Here is a 19,440-nt window from a genome sequence, read left to right on the forward strand (position 1 = left end):
AAGCCTCCTGCTGGCCTGGCAGCCCTGCCGCGAAGCGGACCTTCGCCGACGATTGATCCCGCCATCATCACCCTGGCGTTCAGGGAACTCAATCAGCGCTATCGAAAAGGGGGCGTTGGCTCTCTTCGTACGTGCTGACGAGACGAAGCGCCACGCGGATTTCCCCTGGGTCGCGGTCCCGACTACAGTTGTCTGACTAATCCAACAACACCAACAAGGAATGCCCGATGTCCGCTCCGTTCTTCCGCACCACCCTCGCCGCCGTTCTTACCTGCTGTATCGCCTTGCCTGCCAGCGCCGCCCTCGACGAACGCATCCAGTCCGCGGCAGAGCAGGCCAAGGCACCGGCCCTCACCTTGCTGGAGCGACTGGTAAACATCGATTCGGGCTCCGGGTATGAGCCCGGGCTGACCGAAGTCGGCACCCTCTTGACCACCGAGCTGAAAAAGCTCGGCGCCGCCGTGCAACAGGTGCCCAACACCGCGCCGGACAAGAGCCAGCATCTGGTGGCGACCTTCAAGGGTACCGGCAAGGCCAAGATCCTCTTGCTGGCGCACATGGATACCGTATTCAAGGAAGGCACGGCCAAGGCCCGGCCATACCGTACCGACGAAAAGCGTGCCTATGGCCCGGGTGTGTCCGATGACAAGGGCGGCATCGTGGTCGCCCTGGCGGCCCTGGACATCCTCAAGAGCCTCGACTTCAAGGACTATGGGCAGATCACCCTGCTGCTGGATGCCAGCGAGGAAACCGGCTCTCAGGCCGCCACCGACCTGATTGCCAAGACCGCCAAGCAGCATGACGTGACGCTGAACCTGGAGCCGGGGCGTCCGGGCGACGGCCTGGTGATATGGCGCAAGGGCAGCGCCACCGCCGTGGTGGAGGTCAAGGGCAGGTCGTCCCACGCGGGGGTCGCCCCGGAATTGGGACGCAACGCCGCCACCGAGGTGGCGCACCAGGTATTGCAGCTGGGCAACCTGGGCGACGCGGAGAAGAAGACCTCCGTCAACTTCACCGTGATCAATGCCGGTGAGCGCATCAACGTGATTCCTGACCACGCCATCGCCAAGGCTGACGTGCGCGCTGCCTTGCCGGAGGAATTCGACCGGGTCGAGCGGGACCTGGCACGGATCGCCGCCACCAAGCAGGTCGCCGACACTGAGGTGACCACCCGCCTGGAGCGCGGCCTGCCGCCGATGCCTCAGACTCCGGCGAGCGACAAGCTCCTGGCCATGGCCCGGGGCATCTACGGCGAGCTGGGTCGTACCCTGGCCGTCGAAGGCAGCGGCGGCGCGGCGGATGCCAGCATCGCGGCGGGCGTCGGGGTTCCCACCCTGGACGGTTTCGGCATCGTCGGTGGCAAGCTGCATACCCCCGAGGAGTATGTCGAGCTGGACAGCGTCACGCCGCGCATCTATCTGCTCACGCGGATGCTGGTGGAACTGTCGAAGGCGCAGTGACGGCGCCTCAGGCAATTGCCTCCCGCAAGACCGGTGCCTGTGGCACCGGTTTCCCCATCTCTGTAACAAGACAGCGGTTGCCGCCAGGGATCGTGCGGTAGCCCTTCGCACCTGCCGTCGAATTCCTGATCTCGTGCAGAAATCAGCTCAGCCGTGAGCGACTGTGGACGACCTGCGTCTGGCAGTCGGCGGTCGTGACGTACGTGGGATGGCCAGCCGAGGGCAAGGCGCCGGTAGCCGATGGAGGCCTGGCAATCCTGCCATTGGTCGGCATACAGGTAAATTTCGTGACTCCACCGCTTTGCCCCGCGTAGGTTTGCGGCCACAATCTCGAAACTACTTTAAGTTCACTCGCGCCGCCGGCTCTGGCCGGGGCGTTGGATTCACTCTGTCCTCCGGCTTGCCGATGGGAAACTTTGCATGAAGCTGATCAAATCCACCACCCTCATTCTCTGCATGGGCGTGTCCGCCTGCAGTTCCTTCCAGGGCCAGGGCGACCAGGCCGCCGCGCCTGCCAAGCCGGGCAATGCCCAGGCCAGCACTGCCGCCAGTGGCGCGCACTGGTGGTGGCCCTTCGGCGGCAGTGAAAAGCCCGCCGAGCCGGTGAAGCCGGTCGCCAAGGCCGCCGAGCCCAAGGCCGAGGTCAAGGTTGCGGCCAAGGCGCCGGCGTCCAAGCCGGAGCAGGCCGCTGCGGGAGAGAAGGGTGGTCACTGGTGGTGGCCCTTCGGTAGCGAAGACGCCAAGCCGATGGCCAAGGCCGAGGCCCTCAAGCCAGTACCCGTCAAGGTCAGCAAGGCCTGGCTGGACGATCACGAGCAGAAGCTGCGCGTCGCCGTGGCCGGCAGCAACGTCAAGATCGAACGTCGTGACGATGCCCTGGTGCTGGTGGCTCCGGTCGACAGCTCCTTCAACCCGGATCGCGCGGAGATGCTGCTGCCGGTGATGCTCGGCCCGCTGTCCCGCTCGGCCAAGTCGGTGAGCGTTGACCAAGATAGCGCCGTCATCGTACTCGGCTTCAGCGACAGCACTGGCACTGCCGCGCTCAACGACAAGATCAGCCTGCAGCGGGCCCAGGCCGTGGCAGCGATCTTCCGTCTCAGCGGCTACACCGGCAATCGCCTCATCGTGCGTGGCCTGGCTGCGGCCCACCCGCGTGCCGACAACACCACCGCCGCCGGCCGCGCCGTCAATCGCCGGGTCGAGGTGCTCATCCAGCCGCGCGCGACCGTGCTGGCCAGCCTGCAGTCCCTGGCTACCCGCTAGGTCGGCAAAGCTTGTCCTGAAGCAGGCGAGCGGGGCGGGACTTGGTTAAGCTAGGTCGATACCGACCCAGCAGGAGACCTCCATGTCACCGTCCCTCGCCGATATGCGTCGCGACTACACCCGCGACGGCCTGACCGAAGCCCAGGCACCCGCTGATCCCTATGCCCTCTTCGGGCAGTGGTTCGAAGAGGCGGTGCGTACCGAGCAGCCGCCCGTCGAAGCCAATGCCTGCTGGCTCGCCACCGTCGATGGCGAAGGGCAACCCCATTGCCGCGTGTTGCTGCTCAAGGGCGTCGATGCCCAGGGCTTCGTCTTCTATACCAACTACGACAGCGCCAAGGGCCAGCAACTGGCGGCTCAGCCGCGGGCGGCCATGACCTTCTTCTGGCCGGCGCTGGAGCGTCAGGTGCGGATCGAGGGGCTGGTGGAGCAGGTCTCCGCCGAGGAGTCCGATGCCTACTACCGGGTCCGCCCGCTGGGCAGTCGCCTCGGCGCCTGGGCTTCGCCGCAGAGCCAGGTCATCGCCAATCGCTATGAGCTGGAGCAGCGCTTGACCGAGGTGCAGCAGCGGTTCGTCGACAGTGAACCCAGTCGCCCGCCGTTCTGGGGTGGTTATCGCCTCAAGCCGCAGCGCATCGAATTCTGGCAGGGGCGCTCCAGTCGCCTGCACGATCGCCTGGACTACCAGCGCACCGAAGACGGGTGGCAGCGCCAGCGACTGGCACCGTAGGACGGTAGCCTCGCGAACGGGCAGCAAGCGGATACGCGACGCCGCGGTACCAGCGGTACCAGCGGTACTCAGGGATTCCGAGCATTGCCCAGGCCTGCCGGGATGGACGCGCAGCCGTTTTGCTGGTCATTCTTAAGGCGTTCGCAAGGTACCGTCGTTACAGTCGCCGGAAACCTCCCCGGATGCCCTGGGTCAAGGATAATAGCGATCCGTATCCTGAGGTCCGCCCACTGCGGCCCCCTGTCTTTAATCTGCCTTTGGAGTTGCCTCATGAACAGAGTCCTACAACTCGCCGCTTCCCTGACCGCCGTCGCCCTGCTGGCAGGCTGCGCATCCGATCAGTCCGGCGACGTCTATTCGCGCGATGAGGCCAGGCAGGTACAGACCGTCCGCACCGGTACCATCACCGCGCTGCGCCCGGTCACCATCGAAGGCACCAAGTCGCCCATCGGTGCCGGTGCTGGCGCCGTGGTAGGCGGCATTGGCGGCAGTGCCATCGGCGGCGGTCGTGGCAGTTTCGTGACCGCCATCATCGGTGCGGTCGCCGGCGGCCTGCTGGGCTCGGCCACCGAAGAGGGCTTCACCAAGGCCAATGGCGTCGAGATCACCGTGAAGGAAGACGACGGCGGCTCGCGTGCCTATGTGCAAGCGGTCAACAAGGGCGAGATCTTCCGCGTCGGCGAGCGGGTGCGCATCCTGACCGTGAACGGCACCAGCCGCGTCGCGCCCAACTGATCGGCCTGACGTACCTTCGGGTACGTCCATGCCCTTCCAGAGCGGGTGTCCGAATCGCTAGACTGCGAATCGGACACCCGTTTGCGTTTTCGCCCGTAAATAGTTGTCGCCTGGGCGCAATGCCGCGCCCGGAGGTCGTCCTACAATCCCCCTCAGTCACCGCCGTGATCGGCAGGAGAAACCCCGATGTCCGCTTCTCAACCCAACGTGCAACGCGCCGCCTTCGATGAGGTGATGGTCCCGACCTACGCCCCTGCCGCGTTCATTCCGGTGCGAGGAGAGGGCTCCCGCGTCTGGGACCAGGCCGATCGCGAGTACGTGGATTTCGCCGGCGGCATCGCCGTCAGCGCCCTGGGCCATGGCCATCCAGCGCTGATCAACGCCCTGACCGAGCAGGCCGGCAAGCTCTGGCACGTCTCCAATATCTACACCAACGAGCCCGCCCTGCGTCTGGCGCGCAAGCTGGTGGATCACACCTTCGCCGACCGGGTGTTCTTCGCCAACTCCGGCGCGGAAGCCAACGAGGCGGCCTGCAAGCTGGCCCGTCGCTATGGCCATGACGTCAGCGGCGGCAGCCGCTACGAGATCGTCGCCGCCACTAATAGCTTCCACGGCCGTACCCTGTTCACCGTAAGCGTCGGTGGCCAGCCCAAGTATTCCGATGGTTTCGGTCCCAAGATCGAAGGCATCCGCCATGTGCCCTTCAACGACCTGGCCGCCCTCGAAGCCGTGGTGTCGGACAAGACCTGCGCCGTCATCCTCGAACCCATCCAGGGCGAGGGCGGCGTGCTGCCGGCCGACCAGGCCTACCTCGAAGGCGCCCGCCGCCTGTGCGACGCCCAGGGCGCGCTGTTGATCTTCGACGAGGTGCAGAGCGGCGTTGGTCGTAGCGGTCATCTCTACGCCTACCAGCACTACGGCGTGGTGCCGGACATCCTCACCACCGCCAAGAGCATCGGCGGTGGCTTCCCGCTGGCGGCCATGCTGACCACCGACAAGGTCGCCCAGCATTTCAGCGCGGGCGTGCATGGCAGCACCTACGGCGGCAATCCGCTGGGCTGCGCCGTCGGCGCCGCGCTGCTGGACATCGTCGCCACGCCGGAAACCCTGGCTGGCGTAGCCGCTCGCCATCAGCGCTTTGTCGCCGGCCTGGAGCAGCTCAACGCCCGCTATAGCCTGTTCGAGCAGGTTCGCGGCCTGGGTCTCCTGATCGGCGCGGTGCTCAACGACAGCTGGAAGGGGCGTGCCAAGGACATCGTCACCGCCGCCAACGAGGAAGGCCTGATGATCCTCCAGGCCGGCCCGGACGTGCTGCGCATGGCGCCAAGCCTGATCATCCCCGAGGCGGACATCGACGAAGGCCTGGCCCGCCTGGATCGCGCCCTGGCGCGCCTCACCCAAGGCTAATCTCCGGACGCGGGACGCGTACCGCTGGCATCCAGGGATGGATCCGTACACAAGGAGTTCTCATGCTGGTAATGCGCCCTGCGCGCGCGGCGGATCTGCCCCTGGTCCAGCGGCTCGCCGCGGATAGCCCGGTTGGCGTCACCTCGCTGCCCGACAACCCCGAACGGTTGCGCGACAAGATCCGCACCTCGGAGTCGTCGCTGGCGGCCGAGGTGGGCTTTCATGGCGAGGAGAGCTATTTCTTCGTGCTCGAAGACACCACCAGCGGCGAGCTGCTGGGCTGTTCGGCCATCGTCGCCTCGGCGGGCTTCTCCGAACCCTTCTACAGCTTTCGCAACGAGACCTTCATCCATGCCTCGCGCGAGCTGAAGATCCACAACAAGGTGCATGTGCTGTCGCTCTGTCACGACCTGACCGGCAACAGCGTGCTGAGCAGCTTCTACGTCCAGCGCCCGCTGCTCGACACCCCCCACGCCGAACTCAACTCCCGTGCCCGGCTGCTGTTCATGGCCGCCCACCCGGCGCGTTTCGCCGAGACGGTGGTGGTGGAGATCGTCGGCCTGGCGGACGATGACGGCGAATCGCCGTTCTGGAACGGGGTAGGGCGCAACTTCTTCGACCTGGACTACACCACCGCCGAGCGGCTGTCCGGGCAGAGGAGCCGCACCTTTCTCGCCGAGTTGATGCCGACCTATCCGCTCTATGTGCCCCTGCTGCCCGACAGTGCTCAGGAAGCCATGGGCCAGGTGCACCCGCGCGCGCAGATTACCTTCGACATCCTCAGTCGCGAAGGCTTCGAGACCGACAACTACATCGACATTTTCGATGGCGGCCCGACCTTGCACGCCCGCACCACGGCCATCCGGTCCATCGCCGAGAGCCGTCTCGCACCGGTGAGCGAGGGCGCAGTGGCGCCCGAGGACGCGCCCTGGTTCCTGATCGCCAACGATGGCCTGGAGAATTTCCGGGCGCTGGCCACGCCACTGCGCTGGGCTCCCGGTGAGTCCGTCGTCCTTTCCCCCGAGCAGATCGCCACCCTGGAGATCGCCGAAGGCGACCGGGTTCGTCTGGTAGCGCTGTAGCCGACCCTAGCGTCTTTGGAGGTCCGATGATCGTCCGTCCCGTTACCCGTGCCGATGTGCCCGCGCTGCTGCAACTGGCGCAAGCGGCCGGTGCCGGTCTCACCACGCTGCCCGCCAGCGAAGAACGCCTGGCGCAGCGGGTGGAAAACGCCGAACGCAGTTTCCTGCAGCAGGCGCAGCCTGCCGATGCCGACTATCTCTTCGCCTTGGAAGACGAGGGTGAGGTCATCGGCATCGCCGGGATCGCCGCCGCCCTGGGGCTGCGCGAACCCTGGTACAACTACCGGGTCGGCCTGACGGTGAGCGCCTCGCGTGAACTGGACATCCACCGGCAGATTCCCACGCTGTTCCTGGCCAACGACATGACCGGCAGCTCCGAGCTCTGCTCGCTGTTCCTGCGCGCCGATCGCCGTGGTGGGGCCGCCGGGCGGCTGCTGTCCAAGTCGCGCTTCCTGTTCATCGCCGAATTCCGCGAGCTGTTCGCCGAGCGCATCATCGCCGAATTGCGCGGCATGTCCGACGGTAACGGCCAGTCGCCGTTCTGGGAGGGCCTGGGCCGGCATTTCTTCAAGATGGAATTCTCCCAGGCGGACTATCTCACCGGCATCGGCAACCGCGGCTTCATCGCCGAACTCATGCCGCGCTTTCCGCTGTACACCTGCTTCCTGTCGCAAGAGGCGCGTCAGGTGATCGGGCGGGTGCACCCGGACACCGAGGCGGCTCGTCGGCTGCTGGAGGCCGAGGGCTTCAACTACCAGGGCTACGTCGACATCTTCGACGCTGGCCCGACCCTGGAGGCGGAAACCGCCAAGGTGCGGGCGATCCGTGACAGCCAGCGCCTGGTGCTGGCGGTGGGTACGCCTGGCGATGACGCTGAGGTCTATCTGATCCACAACCGCAAATGTCAGGACTGCCGCATCACCAGCGCCCGTGCTCGCCTGGCGGCCGGCACCCTGGTGGTCGACCTGGCCACCGCCCGCGAGCTGCGGCTGATGGCCGGCGCCCAGGTGCGCGCCGTGCGCCTGATGCCTTGAGGAGACGTCATGGATAGCCTCTATATCGCTGGTCAGTGGCGCCCCGGGCGGGGCGAGGTATTCAGCTCCGTCGATCCCTATGACGGCATCCCGCTCTGGCAGGGCGCGGCGGCGGACGCGGACGACGTCGATCAGGCCATTGCCGCCGCGCGCGAGGCCTTTCCGACCTGGGAAAGCCGCGGGCCGGCCGCTCGTCTGGCCATCCTGCAGGCCTTTGCCCAGGTGCTGCAGGCTCGCCGTGCAACCCTGGGGCGCGCCCTGGCCGAGGAGACCGGCAAACCCCTGTGGGAAGCCGATACCGAGATCGGCAGCATGATCGCCAAGGTGGCCATCTCCGCCCAGGCGGAAGCCGCGCGCAGCGGCGAACGTGCGGCGACGGTAGCCGATGCACGCAGCGTGACGCGCCATCGTCCCCATGGCGTCCTGGGGGTCTTCGGCCCCTACAACTTTCCCGGCCATCTGCCCAATGGGCATATCGTGCCGGCGCTGCTGGCCGGCAATACGCTGGTGTTCAAGCCTAGCGAGCTGACGCCGCGCTTCGCTGCCCTGACCCTGGATTGCTGGATCGCCGCCCGGCTGCCAGCGGGCGTGCTCAACCTGATTCAAGGGGGGCGTGCCACGGGTGAGGCCCTGGCCGCGCATCCCGGTCTGGACGGTATCCTCTTCACCGGTTCCAGCGCCACGGGCGCGGCCCTGCACCGCCTCAATGCGGACCGTCCGCAGCGGCTGCTGGCCCTGGAGATGGGCGGCAACAATCCGCTGGTGGTGGCGCCGGTGGCCGATCTGGACGCCGCCGTGGTGACCATCGTTCAGTCGGCCTTCCTTTCCGCCGGGCAGCGCTGCACCTGTGCCCGTCGCCTGCTCGTGCCCCAGGGTGACTGGGGCGATGCGCTGCTGGCGCGTCTGGCAAGCGTCAGCGCGGGTCTCAGTACCGGCCGCTTCGACGCCGATCCGGCGCCTTTCATGGGCACCGTCATCTCCCTCGCCGCTGCCCAGACCCTGCTGCGGACTCAGGCCCAGCGCCTGGCGCAGGGTGGCCGCGCGCTGCTGGAGATGCGTCAGCCGGATGCGACGCGCGCGCTGCTTACCCCGGGCATCCTCGATGTCTCGGGGATCCCTGAATTGCCCGACGAGGAAGTCTTCGGTCCGCTGCTGCAGGTCCAGCGCTATACGGACTTCGACCATGCCCTGGCGCTGGCCAACGCCACCCGCTTCGGCCTCGCGGCCGGGTTGCTGGCCGACGATCCGGCCACCTACGAACGGTTCTGGCAGGGCGTGCGCGCCGGCATCGTCAACTGGAATCGTCCGCTTACCGGGGCGGCCAGCGCGGCGCCCTTCGGCGGCGTCGGCGCCTCCGGCAATCATCGTCCCAGCGCCTACTACGCCGCGGATTACTGTGCCTTCCCGGTCGCCTCGCTGGAGAGCGACGCCCTGAGCCTGCCTGCCCAATTGCCCCCAGGATTACACCTATGATTCACCTCGCTCTCGCTGCTCGGGAGGTCAATTTCGACGGCCTGGTCGGTCCGACCCACAACTATGCGGGCCTGTCCTATGGCAACGTGGCCTCCCAGGCCAGCAAGCAGCAGTGTTCGAATCCGCGCGAGGCGGCACGTCAGGGCCTGGCCAAGATGCAGGCGCTGATGGAGCTGGGTTTCGAGCAGGGGGTCCTCGCGCCCCACGAGCGGCCCGACATCGCCTCGCTGCGCCGTCTAGGCTTCGCCGGCAGCGATGCCCAGGTGCTGGAAAGCGCCGCGCGCGAAGCTTTGCCGCTGCTGCTGTCCGCCAGCTCCGCCTCGGCCATGTGGACCGCCAACGCCGCCACCGTCAGCCCCAGCGCCGACACCCATGATGGCCGGGTGCATTTCACCCCGGCCAACCTGGCCTGCAAATTTCACCGCAGCCTCGAACCGACCACCACGGCGCGCATCCTCCAGGCGATGTTTCGCGATCCTGCGCATTTCCAGCACCATGCGCCGCTGCCCTCGGTGGCCCAGTTCGGCGACGAGGGCGCGGCCAACCACACCCGCTTCAGCCACGACCACGGCGCCCCGGGCGTGGAGTTCTTCGTCTTTGGCCGTAGCGCCTTCGATCCGCGCTATCCCGAGCCCCATCGCTATCCAGCTCGCCAGACCCTGGAAGCCTCCCAGGCCATCGCCCGGCTGCACGGGCTGAGCGAGGAGGGCGTGGTGTTCGCCCAACAGAATCCGGCGGTGGTGGACCAGGGCGTCTTCCACAACGACGTCATCTCGGTGGGCAACGCCCAGGTGCTGTTCCATCACGAAGACGCCTTTCTCGACAGCGACCGCGTGCTGGACGAACTGCAAGGCAAGCTCGCCAGGCGCGGCGGCCAGCTGCAGCGCCTCTGCGTGCGCCGCAGTGAGATCAGCGTCGGCGACGCCGTGCGTTCCTACCTGTTCAACAGCCAGTTGCTGGATCGGCCGGGGCAGGGCGCGCTGCTGGTGGTACCCGACGAATGCCGGCAGAATCCGGCGGTGTGGGACTACCTGCAGGCCCAGGTCAATAGCGCGGGGCCCCTGGGCGAGGTCAAGGTGTTCGATCTCAAGCAAAGCATGCAGAACGGCGGTGGACCCGCCTGTCTGCGGTTGCGGGTGGCCCTCAAGCCCGACGAGCTGGCGGCAGTGAATCCAGGGGTGCGCTTCACGCCGACGCTGCACACCCAACTACTCGACTGGGTGGATCGCCACTACCGCGACCGCCTGGCACCCGCGGATCTCGCCGATCCTCAACTGCTGGACGAGGTCCGCACTGCCCTCGACGAGCTGACCCAGTTGCTGGGCCTCGGCTCGGTCTATCCCTTTCAATTGCCCTGACGCCCGGAGTTTCCATGAGCGACCGTCTCGACCTGATCCTCGAACCTACCGCCGACGAGCAGCAGACGCTGCAAGTCCAGCGCCTGGCCATCCGCCTGGCCGGCCGCGACCTCTGGCTGGAAGCCGACGGCAGCGGCGGTCTCAACATCTTCGCCGACTCCCAGGACGACGAAGAACAGACCCCGGTCCTGGTGCTGCGGCCCCAGGCCCTCAATGCCCTGGGGCTGTCCATCGCCCTGGAAACCTTCGCCGACGAAGGCGATGAGAATCATGTGCATGACGCCGATTGCGGTTGCGGCCACGATCATTGAGTATCTAGCTCCGACACGTCGCTCAGCGGAGTAGAGCATGGCTGCATCTGAACGTTATCGGTTGGCGCTTGGCCGCCTGCTGGACCTGACCCTGGCCGGCCGCGAGCCGACCGAGAAGATTCAACTGACTGCCGACGGCACCCGTCTCCACTGGCTGACCGAAGGCGTGCTGGAAGTCACTCCGCCGGTGGCGCGCGACAACCACCTGGACCTGCTGCTCTCGGCGGGTATCCATGGCAACGAGACGGCGCCCATGGAGCTGCTCGACGAGTTGCTCGGCGGCATCGCCAGCGGAGCCCTGCGTCCTGCCTGCCGAATGCTGTTCATGTTCGGCAATCCCGATGCTATGCGCCGCGGCACCCGCTATGTCGAGCAGGATCTGAATCGCTTGTTCAACGGTCGCCATGCCCAGGCCGAAGGCTCCGAGGCCCAACGTGCCAACGATCTCGAGCGCCTGTCCGCGCAGTTCTTCAGCAAGCCTGATCGGGCCCGACTGCACTACGACCTGCACACCGCGCTGCGCGCCTCGGCGCTGCCGCGCTTCGCCCTCTATCCCTGGAGTGCCGGGCGCGAGCATTCGGAAGCCGAGTTGCAGCGCCTGGAAGCCGCCGGCATCGAAGCCGTGCTGCTCTATGACAAACCCGGTATCACCTTCAGCGCCTACACCTACGCCGAATGCCAGGCCGAAGCCCTGACCCTGGAGCTGGGCCAGGCCCGTCCCTTCGGCGAGAACAGCGAACTCGACCTGAGCCGCCTGCGGCTGCTGCTCGAAGCCCTGATCGAAGGCCGTGAAGCCGAACTGCCGCCGCCGGATTCCTCGCTGCTGAGATTCCGGGTCGCGCGCCAGGTGTACAAGTCCAGTCCGCGCTTCCAGCTGCACCTGGCAGACGACGTGGCCAACTTCTCGCCGCTGCGCCAGGGTTCGCTGCTGGCCGAGGATGGCAGCGAGCGCTGGATCGTCGACGAGGCCGAGGCGCGCATCATCTTCCCCAACCCCAAGGTCGCCGTCGGCCTGCGGGCCGGGCTCATCGTGGTCCCGGCATAAGGAGCGGCCTGCATGATCGATCTGCGCAGCGATACCGTCACCCAGCCCACGCCGGCCATGCGCCAGGCGATGCTGGACGCCGAACTCGGCGATGACGTCTATGGCGAAGACCCGACTGTCACCCGGCTGGAGCAGCGTCTGGCGGGCGATCTCGGCCTGGAGGCCGGACTCTTCGTGCCCAGCGGCACCATGAGCAATCTGCTCGGCCTGCTGGCGCACTGCGAGCGGGGCGACGAATACCTCGTCGGCCAGCAGGCGCATACCTACAAGTACGAAGGCGGGGGCGCCGCGGTGCTCGGCTCCATCCAGCCGCAGCCCATCGAGATGGCCGCCGACGGCAGCCTGGACCTCGACCTGGTGCGCAGCTACATCAAGGCCGATGACTTCCACTTCGCCCGCACGCGATTGCTGGCGCTGGAAAACACCATGCATGGCAAGGTCCTGCCGCTGGCCTATCTGGCGGCGGCACGCGCCTTTACCCGGGAGCACGGTTTGTCCCTGCACCTGGACGGCGCGCGGCTGTACAACGCTGCGGTCAAGCTGGGCGTACCGGTGCGCGAGATCAGCCAGCATTTCGATTCGGTGTCGATCTGCCTGTCCAAGGGCCTCGGTGCGCCGGTGGGTTCGGTGCTCTGCGGCGATGCTGCCCTGATCGCCAAGGCGCGTCGCTGGCGCAAGGTGGTCGGTGGCGGTATGCGCCAGGCCGGCATGCTGGCTGCGGCGGGGCTGCATGCCCTCGATCACCAGGTCGAGCGTCTGGCCGAAGACCACGCCCATGCCGCCCAGCTCGGCACTGCCCTGGCCGAACTCGGCTACCAGGTGGAGCCGGTGCAGACCAACATGGTCTACCTCGCCATGGGTAACGAAGCAACCGCCCTGCAGGCCTTCCTCGCCGCACGCGGCATCCGCATCAGTCCGGCTCCACGCCTGCGGCTGGTCACCCATCTGGACGTCAGCGCCGCCGATATCGAGGCGGCCGTCGCCGCTTTCGCCGCCTACCGCCGCCGCTAAGTCTTCCGACGACGTTTTTCCTGCGCAACCGGGGCGACACCGGGGCGCAGGCGTCGATATACTCCCAGGCATGCGTGTCCGTTTTCCGCACGTGCCGCGTCTGCGGCGCCCGCTCCGTTCGTCTCGTCTGCGATCCAGTCGGATGCCCGTCACGCGCGTCGAAAAGCCCATTGTCTGGAATGAATATGAAAAGCGCCGAAATCCGTGAAGCCTTCCTCCGCTTCTTCGAAGAGAAGGGGCACACCCGGGTCGCCTCCAGTTCGCTGATCCCTGCGAACGATCCGACCCTGCTGTTCACCAACGCCGGGATGAACCAGTTCAAGGACTGCTTCCTCGGCATGGAAAAGCGCAGCTACACCCGCGCCGCCACCAGCCAGAAGTGCGTGCGCGCGGGCGGCAAGCACAACGACCTGGAGAACGTCGGCTACACGGCGCGTCACCACACCTTCTTCGAGATGCTGGGCAACTTCAGCTTCGGCGACTACTTCAAGCGCGACGCCATCACCTTCGCCTGGGAATTCCTCACCTCGCCGCAGTGGCTGGGTCTGCCTCGGGAAAAGCTCTGGGTCACCGTCTACGCCACCGATGACGAGGCCTACGACATCTGGACCAAGGAAGTCGGGGTGCCCGCGGCGCAGATGGTGCGCATCGGCGACAACAAGGGCGCTCCCTATGCGTCGGACAACTTCTGGACCATGGGCGACACCGGTCCCTGCGGTCCCTGCACCGAGATCTTCTTCGACCATGGCCCCGAGATCTGGGGCGGCCCGCCCGGTTCGCCGGAAGAAGACGGTGATCGCTACATCGAGATCTGGAACAACGTCTTCATGCAGTTCAATCGCACCGCCGACGGCGTCCTGCATCCGCTACCGGCGCCCAGCGTCGACACCGGCATGGGCCTGGAGCGAGTAAGCGCCGTGCTGCAGCACGTGCATTCGAACTACGAGATCGACCTGTTCCAGAATCTGCTGGCGGCTTCGGCCGAGGCCATCGGCTGCGCCAACGACGAGGCCCCGTCGCTCAAGGTGGTGGCTGACCACATCCGCTCCTGCAGCTTCCTCATTGCCGACGGCGTGCTGCCGTCCAATGAAGGCCGCGGCTACGTGCTGCGTCGCATCATTCGCCGCGCCTGCCGCCACGGCAACAAGCTGGGCGCCAAGGGCACCTTCTTCCACAAGATCGTCGTCGCCCTGGTGGCCGAGATGGGGCAGGCCTATCCCGAACTGGTCCAGCAGCAGGCGCACATCGAGCGCGTGCTGCGCACCGAGGAAGAACAGTTCGCCAAGACCCTGGAGCAGGGCCTGAAGATCCTCGAGCAGGATCTGGCGCAGCTTCAAGGCGACACCATCCCCGGCGACGTGGTGTTCAAGCTCTATGACACCTACGGCTTCCCCGTGGACCTGACCAACGACATCGCCCGCGAGCGCAACCTGAACCTCGACGAGGCCGGCTTCGAACGCGAGATGGAGGCCCAGCGCGAGCGGGCTCGTTCCGCCAGCGCCTTTGGCGTGGACTACAACAGCCTGGTCAAGGTCGAGGGCGAAACCCGCTTCCTGGGCTATGACACCACCAGCGCCTCGGGCACCATCGTCGCCCTCTACCGTGCCGGTCAGCCGGTCGACAGCCTGGCCGAAGGCGAGGAGGGCGTGGTCATCCTCGACCAGACGCCGTTCTACGGTGAATCCGGTGGCCAGGTCGGTGATACCGGTACCCTGGAAAGCGCCGGCGTCGGCTTTGCCGTACGCGACACCACCAAGACCCAGGGTGCCTTCCTGCACCATGGCGTGGTGACCAAGGGTAGCCTCAACGTCGGCACCGCGCTCATGGCCCAGGTCGACACCAGCCGCCGCCAGGGCATCGCCCTGAACCACTCCGGTACCCACCTGCTGCACGCCGCACTGCGCCAGGTGCTGGGCGATCACGTCCACCAGAAGGGCTCCCTGGTCAACGACCAGCGCCTGAGATTCGACTTCAGCCACTTCGAGGCCATCAAGCCCGAGGAGCTCAAGCGCATCGAGACCATCGTCAACGAAGAGATCCGCAAGAACAGCGCTGTGACCACCGAGGTCATGGCCATCGACGAGGCCAAGGCCCGCGGCGCCATGGCGCTGTTCGGCGAAAAATATGGCGATGTGGTGCGCGTGGTCGGCATGGGCGGTGAATTCTCCGTCGAGCTGTGTGGTGGTACCCACGTCGCCCAGACCGGCGACATCGGCCTGCTCAAGCTGGTCAGCGAAGGCGGCGTGGCCTCCGGCGTGCGCCGCGTGGAAGCCATCACCGGTACCGCGGCCCTGGCCTATCTCAACGGCGCCGAGGAACAGCTGCGCGAAGCCGCCAGCCTGCTCAAGGGCAGCCGCGACAACGTGCTGGACAAGCTGGCCGCGCTGGTCGAACGCAATCGCCAGCTGGAGAAGGAAATCGAGCAGCTCAAGGCCAAGGCCGCCAGTGCTTCGGCCGGCGACCTGGTAGACCAGGCGGTGGCGGTCAAGGGCGCCAAGGTCCTGACCGCACGCCTGGATGGCCTCGACGGCAAGGCGCTGCTGGCGCTGGTCGATCAGCTCAAGAACAAGCTGGGCAGCGGCATGATCCTGCTGGGCGGCGAAGCCGACGGCAAGGTGGTGCTGGTCGCCGGCGTCACCGCTGACTTGACCGCCAAGCTCAAGGCCGGCGAGCTGATGAAGCGCGCCGCGGCCGTGGTCGGGGGCAAGGGTGGTGGTCGTCCGGACATGGCCCAGGGCGGCGGCACCGATGCCAGCCAGCTGGATGCGGCCCTGGCCTGTGCCGGTCAGTACGCCGAGGAAAGTCTCTAAGAGCGCTACGGGTCGCCGGGGAGGGCGGCCCGCTTCCTCCCTCAACAACATGAATCAGATTTTTCTGCGGACGGGCAGCAAGCAATGGCATTGATCGTACAGAAATTCGGCGGTACCTCGGTGGGTACGGTGGAGCGTATCGAGCAGGTCGCCGACAAGGTGAAACGCTTCCACGAAGCAGGTGACCAGATCGTCGTGGTGGTGTCGGCCATGAGCGGCGAGACCAACCGTTTGATCGGCCTCGCCAAGCAGATTATGGAGCAACCCGATCCGCGCGAGCTGGATGTCATGGTTTCCACGGGTGAGCAGGTCACCATCGGTCTGCTGACCATGGCGCTGCTCAAGCGCGGCGTCCAGGCGGTCTCCTACACGGGCAGCCAGGTGCGCATCCTTACCGACAGCGCGCACACCAAGGCACGTATCCAGCAGATCGACGATGCCCGCATCCGCGCCGACCTCAAGGCACGCAAGGTCGTGGTCGTAGCCGGCTTCCAGGGCGTCGACGAGCAGGGCAACATCACCACCCTGGGCCGTGGTGGCTCCGACACCACGGGCGTGGCCCTGGCGGCCGCGCTGAAGGCCGACGAATGCCAGATCTACACCGACGTCGACGGCGTCTACACCACCGATCCGCGCGTGGTGCCCCAGGCCCAGCGGCTGGACAAGATCACCTTCGAGGAAATGCTGGAAATGGCCAGCCTCGGCTCCAAGGTGCTGCAGATCCGCTCGGTGGAATTCGCCGGCAAATACAACGTGCCGCTGCGCGTGTTGCACAGCTTTCAGGAGGGTCCGGGCACCCTCATTACCCTTGATGAAGAGGAATCCATGGAACAGCCGATCATCTCCGGCATCGCCTTCAACCGTGACGAAGCCAAGCTGACCATTCGCGGTGTGCCGGATACCCCCGGCGTGGCCTTCAAGATCCTCGGCCCGATCAGCGCGGCCAACATCGAAGTCGACATGATCGTGCAGAACGTCGCGCACGATAACACCACCGACTTCACCTTCACCGTGCACCGCAACGACTACCAGGCGGCCCTAGAGATCCTCAAGCGCACCGGTGTCGAGATCGGTGCCCGTGAGTCCGTGGGCGACATCAAGATCGCCAAGGTCTCCATCGTCGGCGTCGGCATGAGATCCCATGCCGGGGTAGCCAGCCAGATGTTCGAAGCCCTGGCCAAGGAGAGCATCAACATCCAGATGATCTCCACCTCCGAGATCAAGGTCTCGGTGGTCATCGAGGAGAAATACCTGGAGCTGGCCGTCCGCGCGCTGCACACCGCTTTCGAACTCGACGCCCCCGCACGCGGCGTGGAGTGACCCTGCAAGCGAGGTCCCTGCCACAGGGGCCTCATCTATCGCCCCGGTCTGCGGAACTTTACTTGCATGGACAGAGGTCAATAGCGACTAGAAGGTCCATTCAGGGATCGTTTCGGCTTTTACGTGCAGACTGGGTTAAACGCTCAAGGAGAATGGAATGCTTATTTTGACTCGTCGGGTTGGTGAGACCCTGATGGTGGGTGACGAAGTCACTGTGACGGTGCTGGGGGTCAAGGGCAACCAGGTCCGTATCGGCGTCAATGCACCCAAGGAAGTCGCGGTTCATCGCGAGGAAATCTACCAGCGCATCCAGAAGGAAAAGGACCAAGAACCAAACCACTGATTTTTTTTGAATTTTTCTCTTTGCAAACGGGCAAACCTTCGATATAGTTTCGCCCCGTTGCGGTGAGGTGGCCGAGTGGCCGAAGGCGCTCCCCTGCTAAGGGAGTACACCTCAAAAGGGTGTCGAGGGTTCGAATCCCTCCCTCACCGCCATTTGCTTCAAACTGGCTCCGCTGTACTGACCAAATGGTAAGTACCTGATAAACAAGCAAATTTGCTTGACACGTCAGAAACGGAAGCTAGAATACGCAGCTTCAACGCACTCGTAGCTCAGCTGGATAGAGTACTCGGCTACGAACCGAGCGGTCGGAGGTTCGAATCCTCCCGAGTGCGCCAAATCGACGAAGCCTCTGGCTTCAGCAGTACCAGCGGTGTTCTGGCTAAACTCACCGAAACGCACTCGTAGCTCAGCTGGATAGAGTACTCGGCTACGAACCGAGCGGTCGGAGGTTCGAATCCTCCCGAGTGCGCCAAACATGAAGAAGGGCCTGCAGCGATGCAGGCCCTTTTTTATTGCCTGCGGATTCATGCGAATATCCGCGGCCATCCATCGCGCCGCGGCCGCCACCGGCCCGGTCAGTGTTTTTTCGGATATCGCCCGCGAGAGGGTCGCATCATGCAGTGGGACCGACCGACTCCCCATCTCCTGTCGCTGCGCATCGGTGCCGAGCACATCGATGGCCTGGGCCATGCCAACAATGCCGTCTACGTGAGCTGGCTCGAACAGTGTGCCTGGCAGCACTCGGCTGCACTGGGCCTGGATCTCGCCACCTTCCAGCGCCTGGACCGTGCCATGGCCGTGGTGCGCCACGAGATCGACTACCTCAGCAGTGGTTACCAGGACGACGAACTGATGCTGGGCACCTGGCTGGTGGACTGGGATCGCCGCCTGCGCATGACCCGCCAGTTTCAGCTGCAGCGTCCGGCGGACGGCGTGACCCTGTTGCGCGCCCGGACGACCTTCGTCTGCATCGAGCTATCCTCCGGCAAGCCCAAGCGCATGCCGCCCGAGTTCCTGGCCGGTTATGGCCAGGCGCTGCCCAGCGAGGACGTCTGAGCATGGAGATCGCCCTGGCGCCCATGGAAGGCCTCGTCGACGACATCCTGCGCGAATTGCTGACCGAGGTCGGCGGGCTCGACTGGTGCGTGAGCGAATTCATTCGCGTCTGTGATCGCCTGCTGCCGGCAGCGGCCTTCGCCAAGCTGGCTCCGGAGCTGGGGCAGGGCGCGCGGACACCTTCGGGTACCCCCATGCGGGTGCAACTGCTGGGCTCGGATCCAGCCTGCCTGGCCGACAACGCAGCCTTCGCCTGCACCCTGGGCGCACCGGTGATCGACCTCAATTTCGGCTGCCCGGCCAAGACCGTGAACAAGTCCCGTGGCGGCGCGGTGCTGCTTAAGGAGCCGGAGCTGCTCAACCGGATCGTCGAGAGTGTCCGCCAGGCCGTTCCGGCGGCCATTCCGGTCACCGCCAAGATGCGTCTGGGCTACGACAGCCCGAACAGTGCCCTGGCCTGCGCCGAGGCCCTGGCAGCCGGTGGCGCGTCGCAACTGGTGGTCCATGCGCGGACCAAGGTGGAAGGCTATCGCCCGCCCGCACATTGGGAATGGGTGGCACGGGTGGCCGATCGAGTCGCCGTGCCGGTACTGGCCAATGGCGAGATCTGGACCCTGGACGATTACTGGCGCTGCCGCAGCGTCAGCGGGCAGGCGTCGGTGATGCTGGGCCGAGGCCTGGTCTCCCGGCCCGATCTGGCGCTGCAGATCGCCGCGTCCGTGCGCGGTGAAGAGGCCACCCCCCAACACTGGGCAGAGATCCTGTCCCTGGTGCAGCGCTTCTGGCTGATGGCGCAACGCAAGCTGGCGCCACGCTATGCGCCCGGACGACTCAAGCAGTGGCTGGGCATGCTGACGCGCAGCTACCCCGAGGCCGCAGCGCTGTTCGCCCAGGTGCGCCGCGAGTCCGATTGCGCGCTGATCGACGGCTTGCTGGGCATGGCTGGGCAAAACCCGGCCAGTCTTGATCTCGATCAAGAACGCCTGCTGCAACCTGTATAGG

General features: G+C 66.0%; 17 protein-coding genes and 3 tRNA genes. All 20 read left to right on the forward strand.

Features of this window, described 5'->3' with window-relative positions; translation table 11 throughout:
* Window positions 1-227 precede the first annotated feature (227 nt).
* The 20 genes from APT59_RS07495 (at window position 228) to APT59_RS07590 (ending at window position 19,439) form a co-directional block, all read left to right on the forward strand.
* Entirely contained in the window at window positions 228-1,460 is a 1,233-nt protein-coding gene (locus APT59_RS07495) for a glutamate carboxypeptidase (RefSeq protein ID WP_059314282.1), read from the forward strand.
* A 420-nt stretch (window positions 1,461-1,880) separates the two neighbouring features.
* Entirely contained in the window at window positions 1,881-2,723 is an 843-nt protein-coding gene (locus APT59_RS07500) for an OmpA family protein (RefSeq protein ID WP_059314283.1), read from the forward strand.
* A gap of 82 nt (window positions 2,724-2,805) precedes the next feature.
* Complete coding sequence (gene pdxH, locus APT59_RS07505; protein ID WP_059314284.1) at window positions 2,806-3,453, forward strand: pyridoxamine 5'-phosphate oxidase; 648 nt, start codon at window positions 2,806-2,808, stop codon at window positions 3,451-3,453.
* Between the two features lie 270 nt (window positions 3,454-3,723).
* A complete protein-coding gene (locus APT59_RS07510) occupies window positions 3,724-4,188 on the forward strand; it encodes a glycine zipper 2TM domain-containing protein (RefSeq protein ID WP_017639693.1) in 465 nt (154 codons plus the stop codon).
* A gap of 186 nt (window positions 4,189-4,374) precedes the next feature.
* Window positions 4,375-5,595 carry an aspartate aminotransferase family protein gene (locus tag APT59_RS07515; protein ID WP_017639694.1) on the forward strand — a complete coding sequence of 407 codons (1,221 nt, stop codon included), beginning with the start codon at window positions 4,375-4,377 and terminating at the stop codon, window positions 5,593-5,595.
* 62 nt (window positions 5,596-5,657) lie between these two features.
* A complete protein-coding gene (gene aruF, locus APT59_RS07520) occupies window positions 5,658-6,677 on the forward strand; it encodes an arginine/ornithine succinyltransferase subunit alpha (protein ID WP_059314285.1) in 1,020 nt (339 codons plus the stop codon).
* Window positions 6,678-6,703: 26 nt separating this feature from the next.
* Window positions 6,704-7,711 (forward strand): arginine N-succinyltransferase, encoded by a 1,008-nt coding sequence (astA, locus tag APT59_RS07525; RefSeq protein WP_059314286.1) that lies wholly within the window; start codon window positions 6,704-6,706, stop codon window positions 7,709-7,711.
* A gap of 9 nt (window positions 7,712-7,720) precedes the next feature.
* Entirely contained in the window at window positions 7,721-9,184 is a 1,464-nt protein-coding gene (gene astD, locus APT59_RS07530; RefSeq protein WP_059314287.1) for a succinylglutamate-semialdehyde dehydrogenase, read from the forward strand.
* A complete protein-coding gene (gene astB / locus APT59_RS07535; protein ID WP_059314288.1) occupies window positions 9,181-10,542 on the forward strand; it encodes an N-succinylarginine dihydrolase in 1,362 nt (453 codons plus the stop codon). The genes astD and astB overlap by 4 nt, the downstream gene beginning before the upstream one ends.
* Window positions 10,543-10,556: 14 nt before the next feature.
* On the forward strand, window positions 10,557-10,853 hold the full coding sequence (locus tag APT59_RS07540; RefSeq protein ID WP_059314289.1) for a hypothetical protein: 297 nt from the start codon (window positions 10,557-10,559) through the stop codon (window positions 10,851-10,853).
* Window positions 10,854-10,890: 37 nt separating this feature from the next.
* The gene (gene astE, locus APT59_RS07545; RefSeq protein ID WP_037063295.1) at window positions 10,891-11,898 is read left to right on the forward strand and encodes a succinylglutamate desuccinylase; all 1,008 of its coding nucleotides are present in this window, start codon (window positions 10,891-10,893) and stop codon (window positions 11,896-11,898) included.
* Window positions 11,899-11,910: 12 nt separating this feature from the next.
* Window positions 11,911-12,909 carry a low-specificity L-threonine aldolase gene (ltaE, locus tag APT59_RS07550; protein ID WP_059314290.1) on the forward strand — a complete coding sequence of 333 codons (999 nt, stop codon included), beginning with the start codon at window positions 11,911-11,913 and terminating at the stop codon, window positions 12,907-12,909.
* Between the two features lie 185 nt (window positions 12,910-13,094).
* Window positions 13,095-15,719: an alanine--tRNA ligase gene (alaS, locus tag APT59_RS07555; RefSeq protein ID WP_059314291.1), complete on the forward strand. Its 2,625-nt coding sequence runs from the start codon at window positions 13,095-13,097 to the stop codon at window positions 15,717-15,719.
* A gap of 84 nt (window positions 15,720-15,803) precedes the next feature.
* Window positions 15,804-17,039, forward strand: coding sequence for an aspartate kinase (locus APT59_RS07560; RefSeq protein ID WP_059314292.1), 1,236 nt, complete (start codon window positions 15,804-15,806; stop codon window positions 17,037-17,039).
* A 157-nt stretch (window positions 17,040-17,196) separates the two neighbouring features.
* Window positions 17,197-17,382 (forward strand): carbon storage regulator CsrA, encoded by a 186-nt coding sequence (csrA, locus tag APT59_RS07565; protein WP_007159101.1) that lies wholly within the window; start codon window positions 17,197-17,199, stop codon window positions 17,380-17,382.
* Between the two features lie 61 nt (window positions 17,383-17,443).
* Window positions 17,444-17,534 (forward strand) — tRNA-Ser (locus APT59_RS07570).
* Between the two features lie 106 nt (window positions 17,535-17,640).
* Window positions 17,641-17,717 (forward strand) — tRNA-Arg (locus APT59_RS07575).
* A 60-nt stretch (window positions 17,718-17,777) separates the two neighbouring features.
* Window positions 17,778-17,854: transfer RNA gene (locus APT59_RS07580), tRNA-Arg, on the forward strand.
* Between the two features lie 143 nt (window positions 17,855-17,997).
* Window positions 17,998-18,438: an acyl-CoA thioesterase gene (locus tag APT59_RS07585; RefSeq protein ID WP_059314293.1), complete on the forward strand. Its 441-nt coding sequence runs from the start codon at window positions 17,998-18,000 to the stop codon at window positions 18,436-18,438.
* A 2-nt stretch (window positions 18,439-18,440) separates the two neighbouring features.
* The gene (locus APT59_RS07590; protein WP_059314294.1) at window positions 18,441-19,439 is read left to right on the forward strand and encodes a tRNA dihydrouridine synthase; all 999 of its coding nucleotides are present in this window, start codon (window positions 18,441-18,443) and stop codon (window positions 19,437-19,439) included.
* Window position 19,440 lies beyond the last annotated feature (1 nt).

Origin of the sequence: Pseudomonas oryzihabitans (genome assembly GCF_001518815.1) — a bacterium.
Taxonomy (GTDB): Bacteria; Pseudomonadota; Gammaproteobacteria; order Pseudomonadales; family Pseudomonadaceae; genus Chryseomonas; species Chryseomonas oryzihabitans_E.

What these genes read in the sequence shown, in the direction of transcription:
- csrA (WP_007159101.1), top strand. Translation starts at nt 17,197, where the DNA reads ATGCTTATTTTGACTCGTCGGGTTGGTGAGACCCTGATGGTGGGTGAC.
- pdxH (WP_059314284.1), top strand. Translation starts at nt 2,806, where the DNA reads ATGTCACCGTCCCTCGCCGATATGCGTCGCGACTACACCCGCGACGGC.
- APT59_RS07540 (WP_059314289.1), top strand. Translation starts at nt 10,557, where the DNA reads ATGAGCGACCGTCTCGACCTGATCCTCGAACCTACCGCCGACGAGCAG.
- APT59_RS07560 (WP_059314292.1), top strand. Translation starts at nt 15,804, where the DNA reads ATGGCATTGATCGTACAGAAATTCGGCGGTACCTCGGTGGGTACGGTG.
- APT59_RS07585 (WP_059314293.1), top strand. Translation starts at nt 17,998, where the DNA reads ATGCAGTGGGACCGACCGACTCCCCATCTCCTGTCGCTGCGCATCGGT.
- APT59_RS07515 (WP_017639694.1), top strand. Translation starts at nt 4,375, where the DNA reads ATGTCCGCTTCTCAACCCAACGTGCAACGCGCCGCCTTCGATGAGGTG.
- astD (WP_059314287.1), top strand. Translation starts at nt 7,721, where the DNA reads ATGGATAGCCTCTATATCGCTGGTCAGTGGCGCCCCGGGCGGGGCGAG.
- astE (WP_037063295.1), top strand. Translation starts at nt 10,891, where the DNA reads ATGGCTGCATCTGAACGTTATCGGTTGGCGCTTGGCCGCCTGCTGGAC.
- APT59_RS07500 (WP_059314283.1), top strand. Translation starts at nt 1,881, where the DNA reads ATGAAGCTGATCAAATCCACCACCCTCATTCTCTGCATGGGCGTGTCC.
- alaS (WP_059314291.1), top strand. Translation starts at nt 13,095, where the DNA reads ATGAAAAGCGCCGAAATCCGTGAAGCCTTCCTCCGCTTCTTCGAAGAG.
- APT59_RS07510 (WP_017639693.1), top strand. Translation starts at nt 3,724, where the DNA reads ATGAACAGAGTCCTACAACTCGCCGCTTCCCTGACCGCCGTCGCCCTG.
- APT59_RS07495 (WP_059314282.1), top strand. Translation starts at nt 228, where the DNA reads ATGTCCGCTCCGTTCTTCCGCACCACCCTCGCCGCCGTTCTTACCTGC.
- aruF (WP_059314285.1), top strand. Translation starts at nt 5,658, where the DNA reads ATGCTGGTAATGCGCCCTGCGCGCGCGGCGGATCTGCCCCTGGTCCAG.
- astB (WP_059314288.1), top strand. Translation starts at nt 9,181, where the DNA reads ATGATTCACCTCGCTCTCGCTGCTCGGGAGGTCAATTTCGACGGCCTG.
- ltaE (WP_059314290.1), top strand. Translation starts at nt 11,911, where the DNA reads ATGATCGATCTGCGCAGCGATACCGTCACCCAGCCCACGCCGGCCATG.
- astA (WP_059314286.1), top strand. Translation starts at nt 6,704, where the DNA reads ATGATCGTCCGTCCCGTTACCCGTGCCGATGTGCCCGCGCTGCTGCAA.
- APT59_RS07590 (WP_059314294.1), top strand. Translation starts at nt 18,441, where the DNA reads ATGGAGATCGCCCTGGCGCCCATGGAAGGCCTCGTCGACGACATCCTG.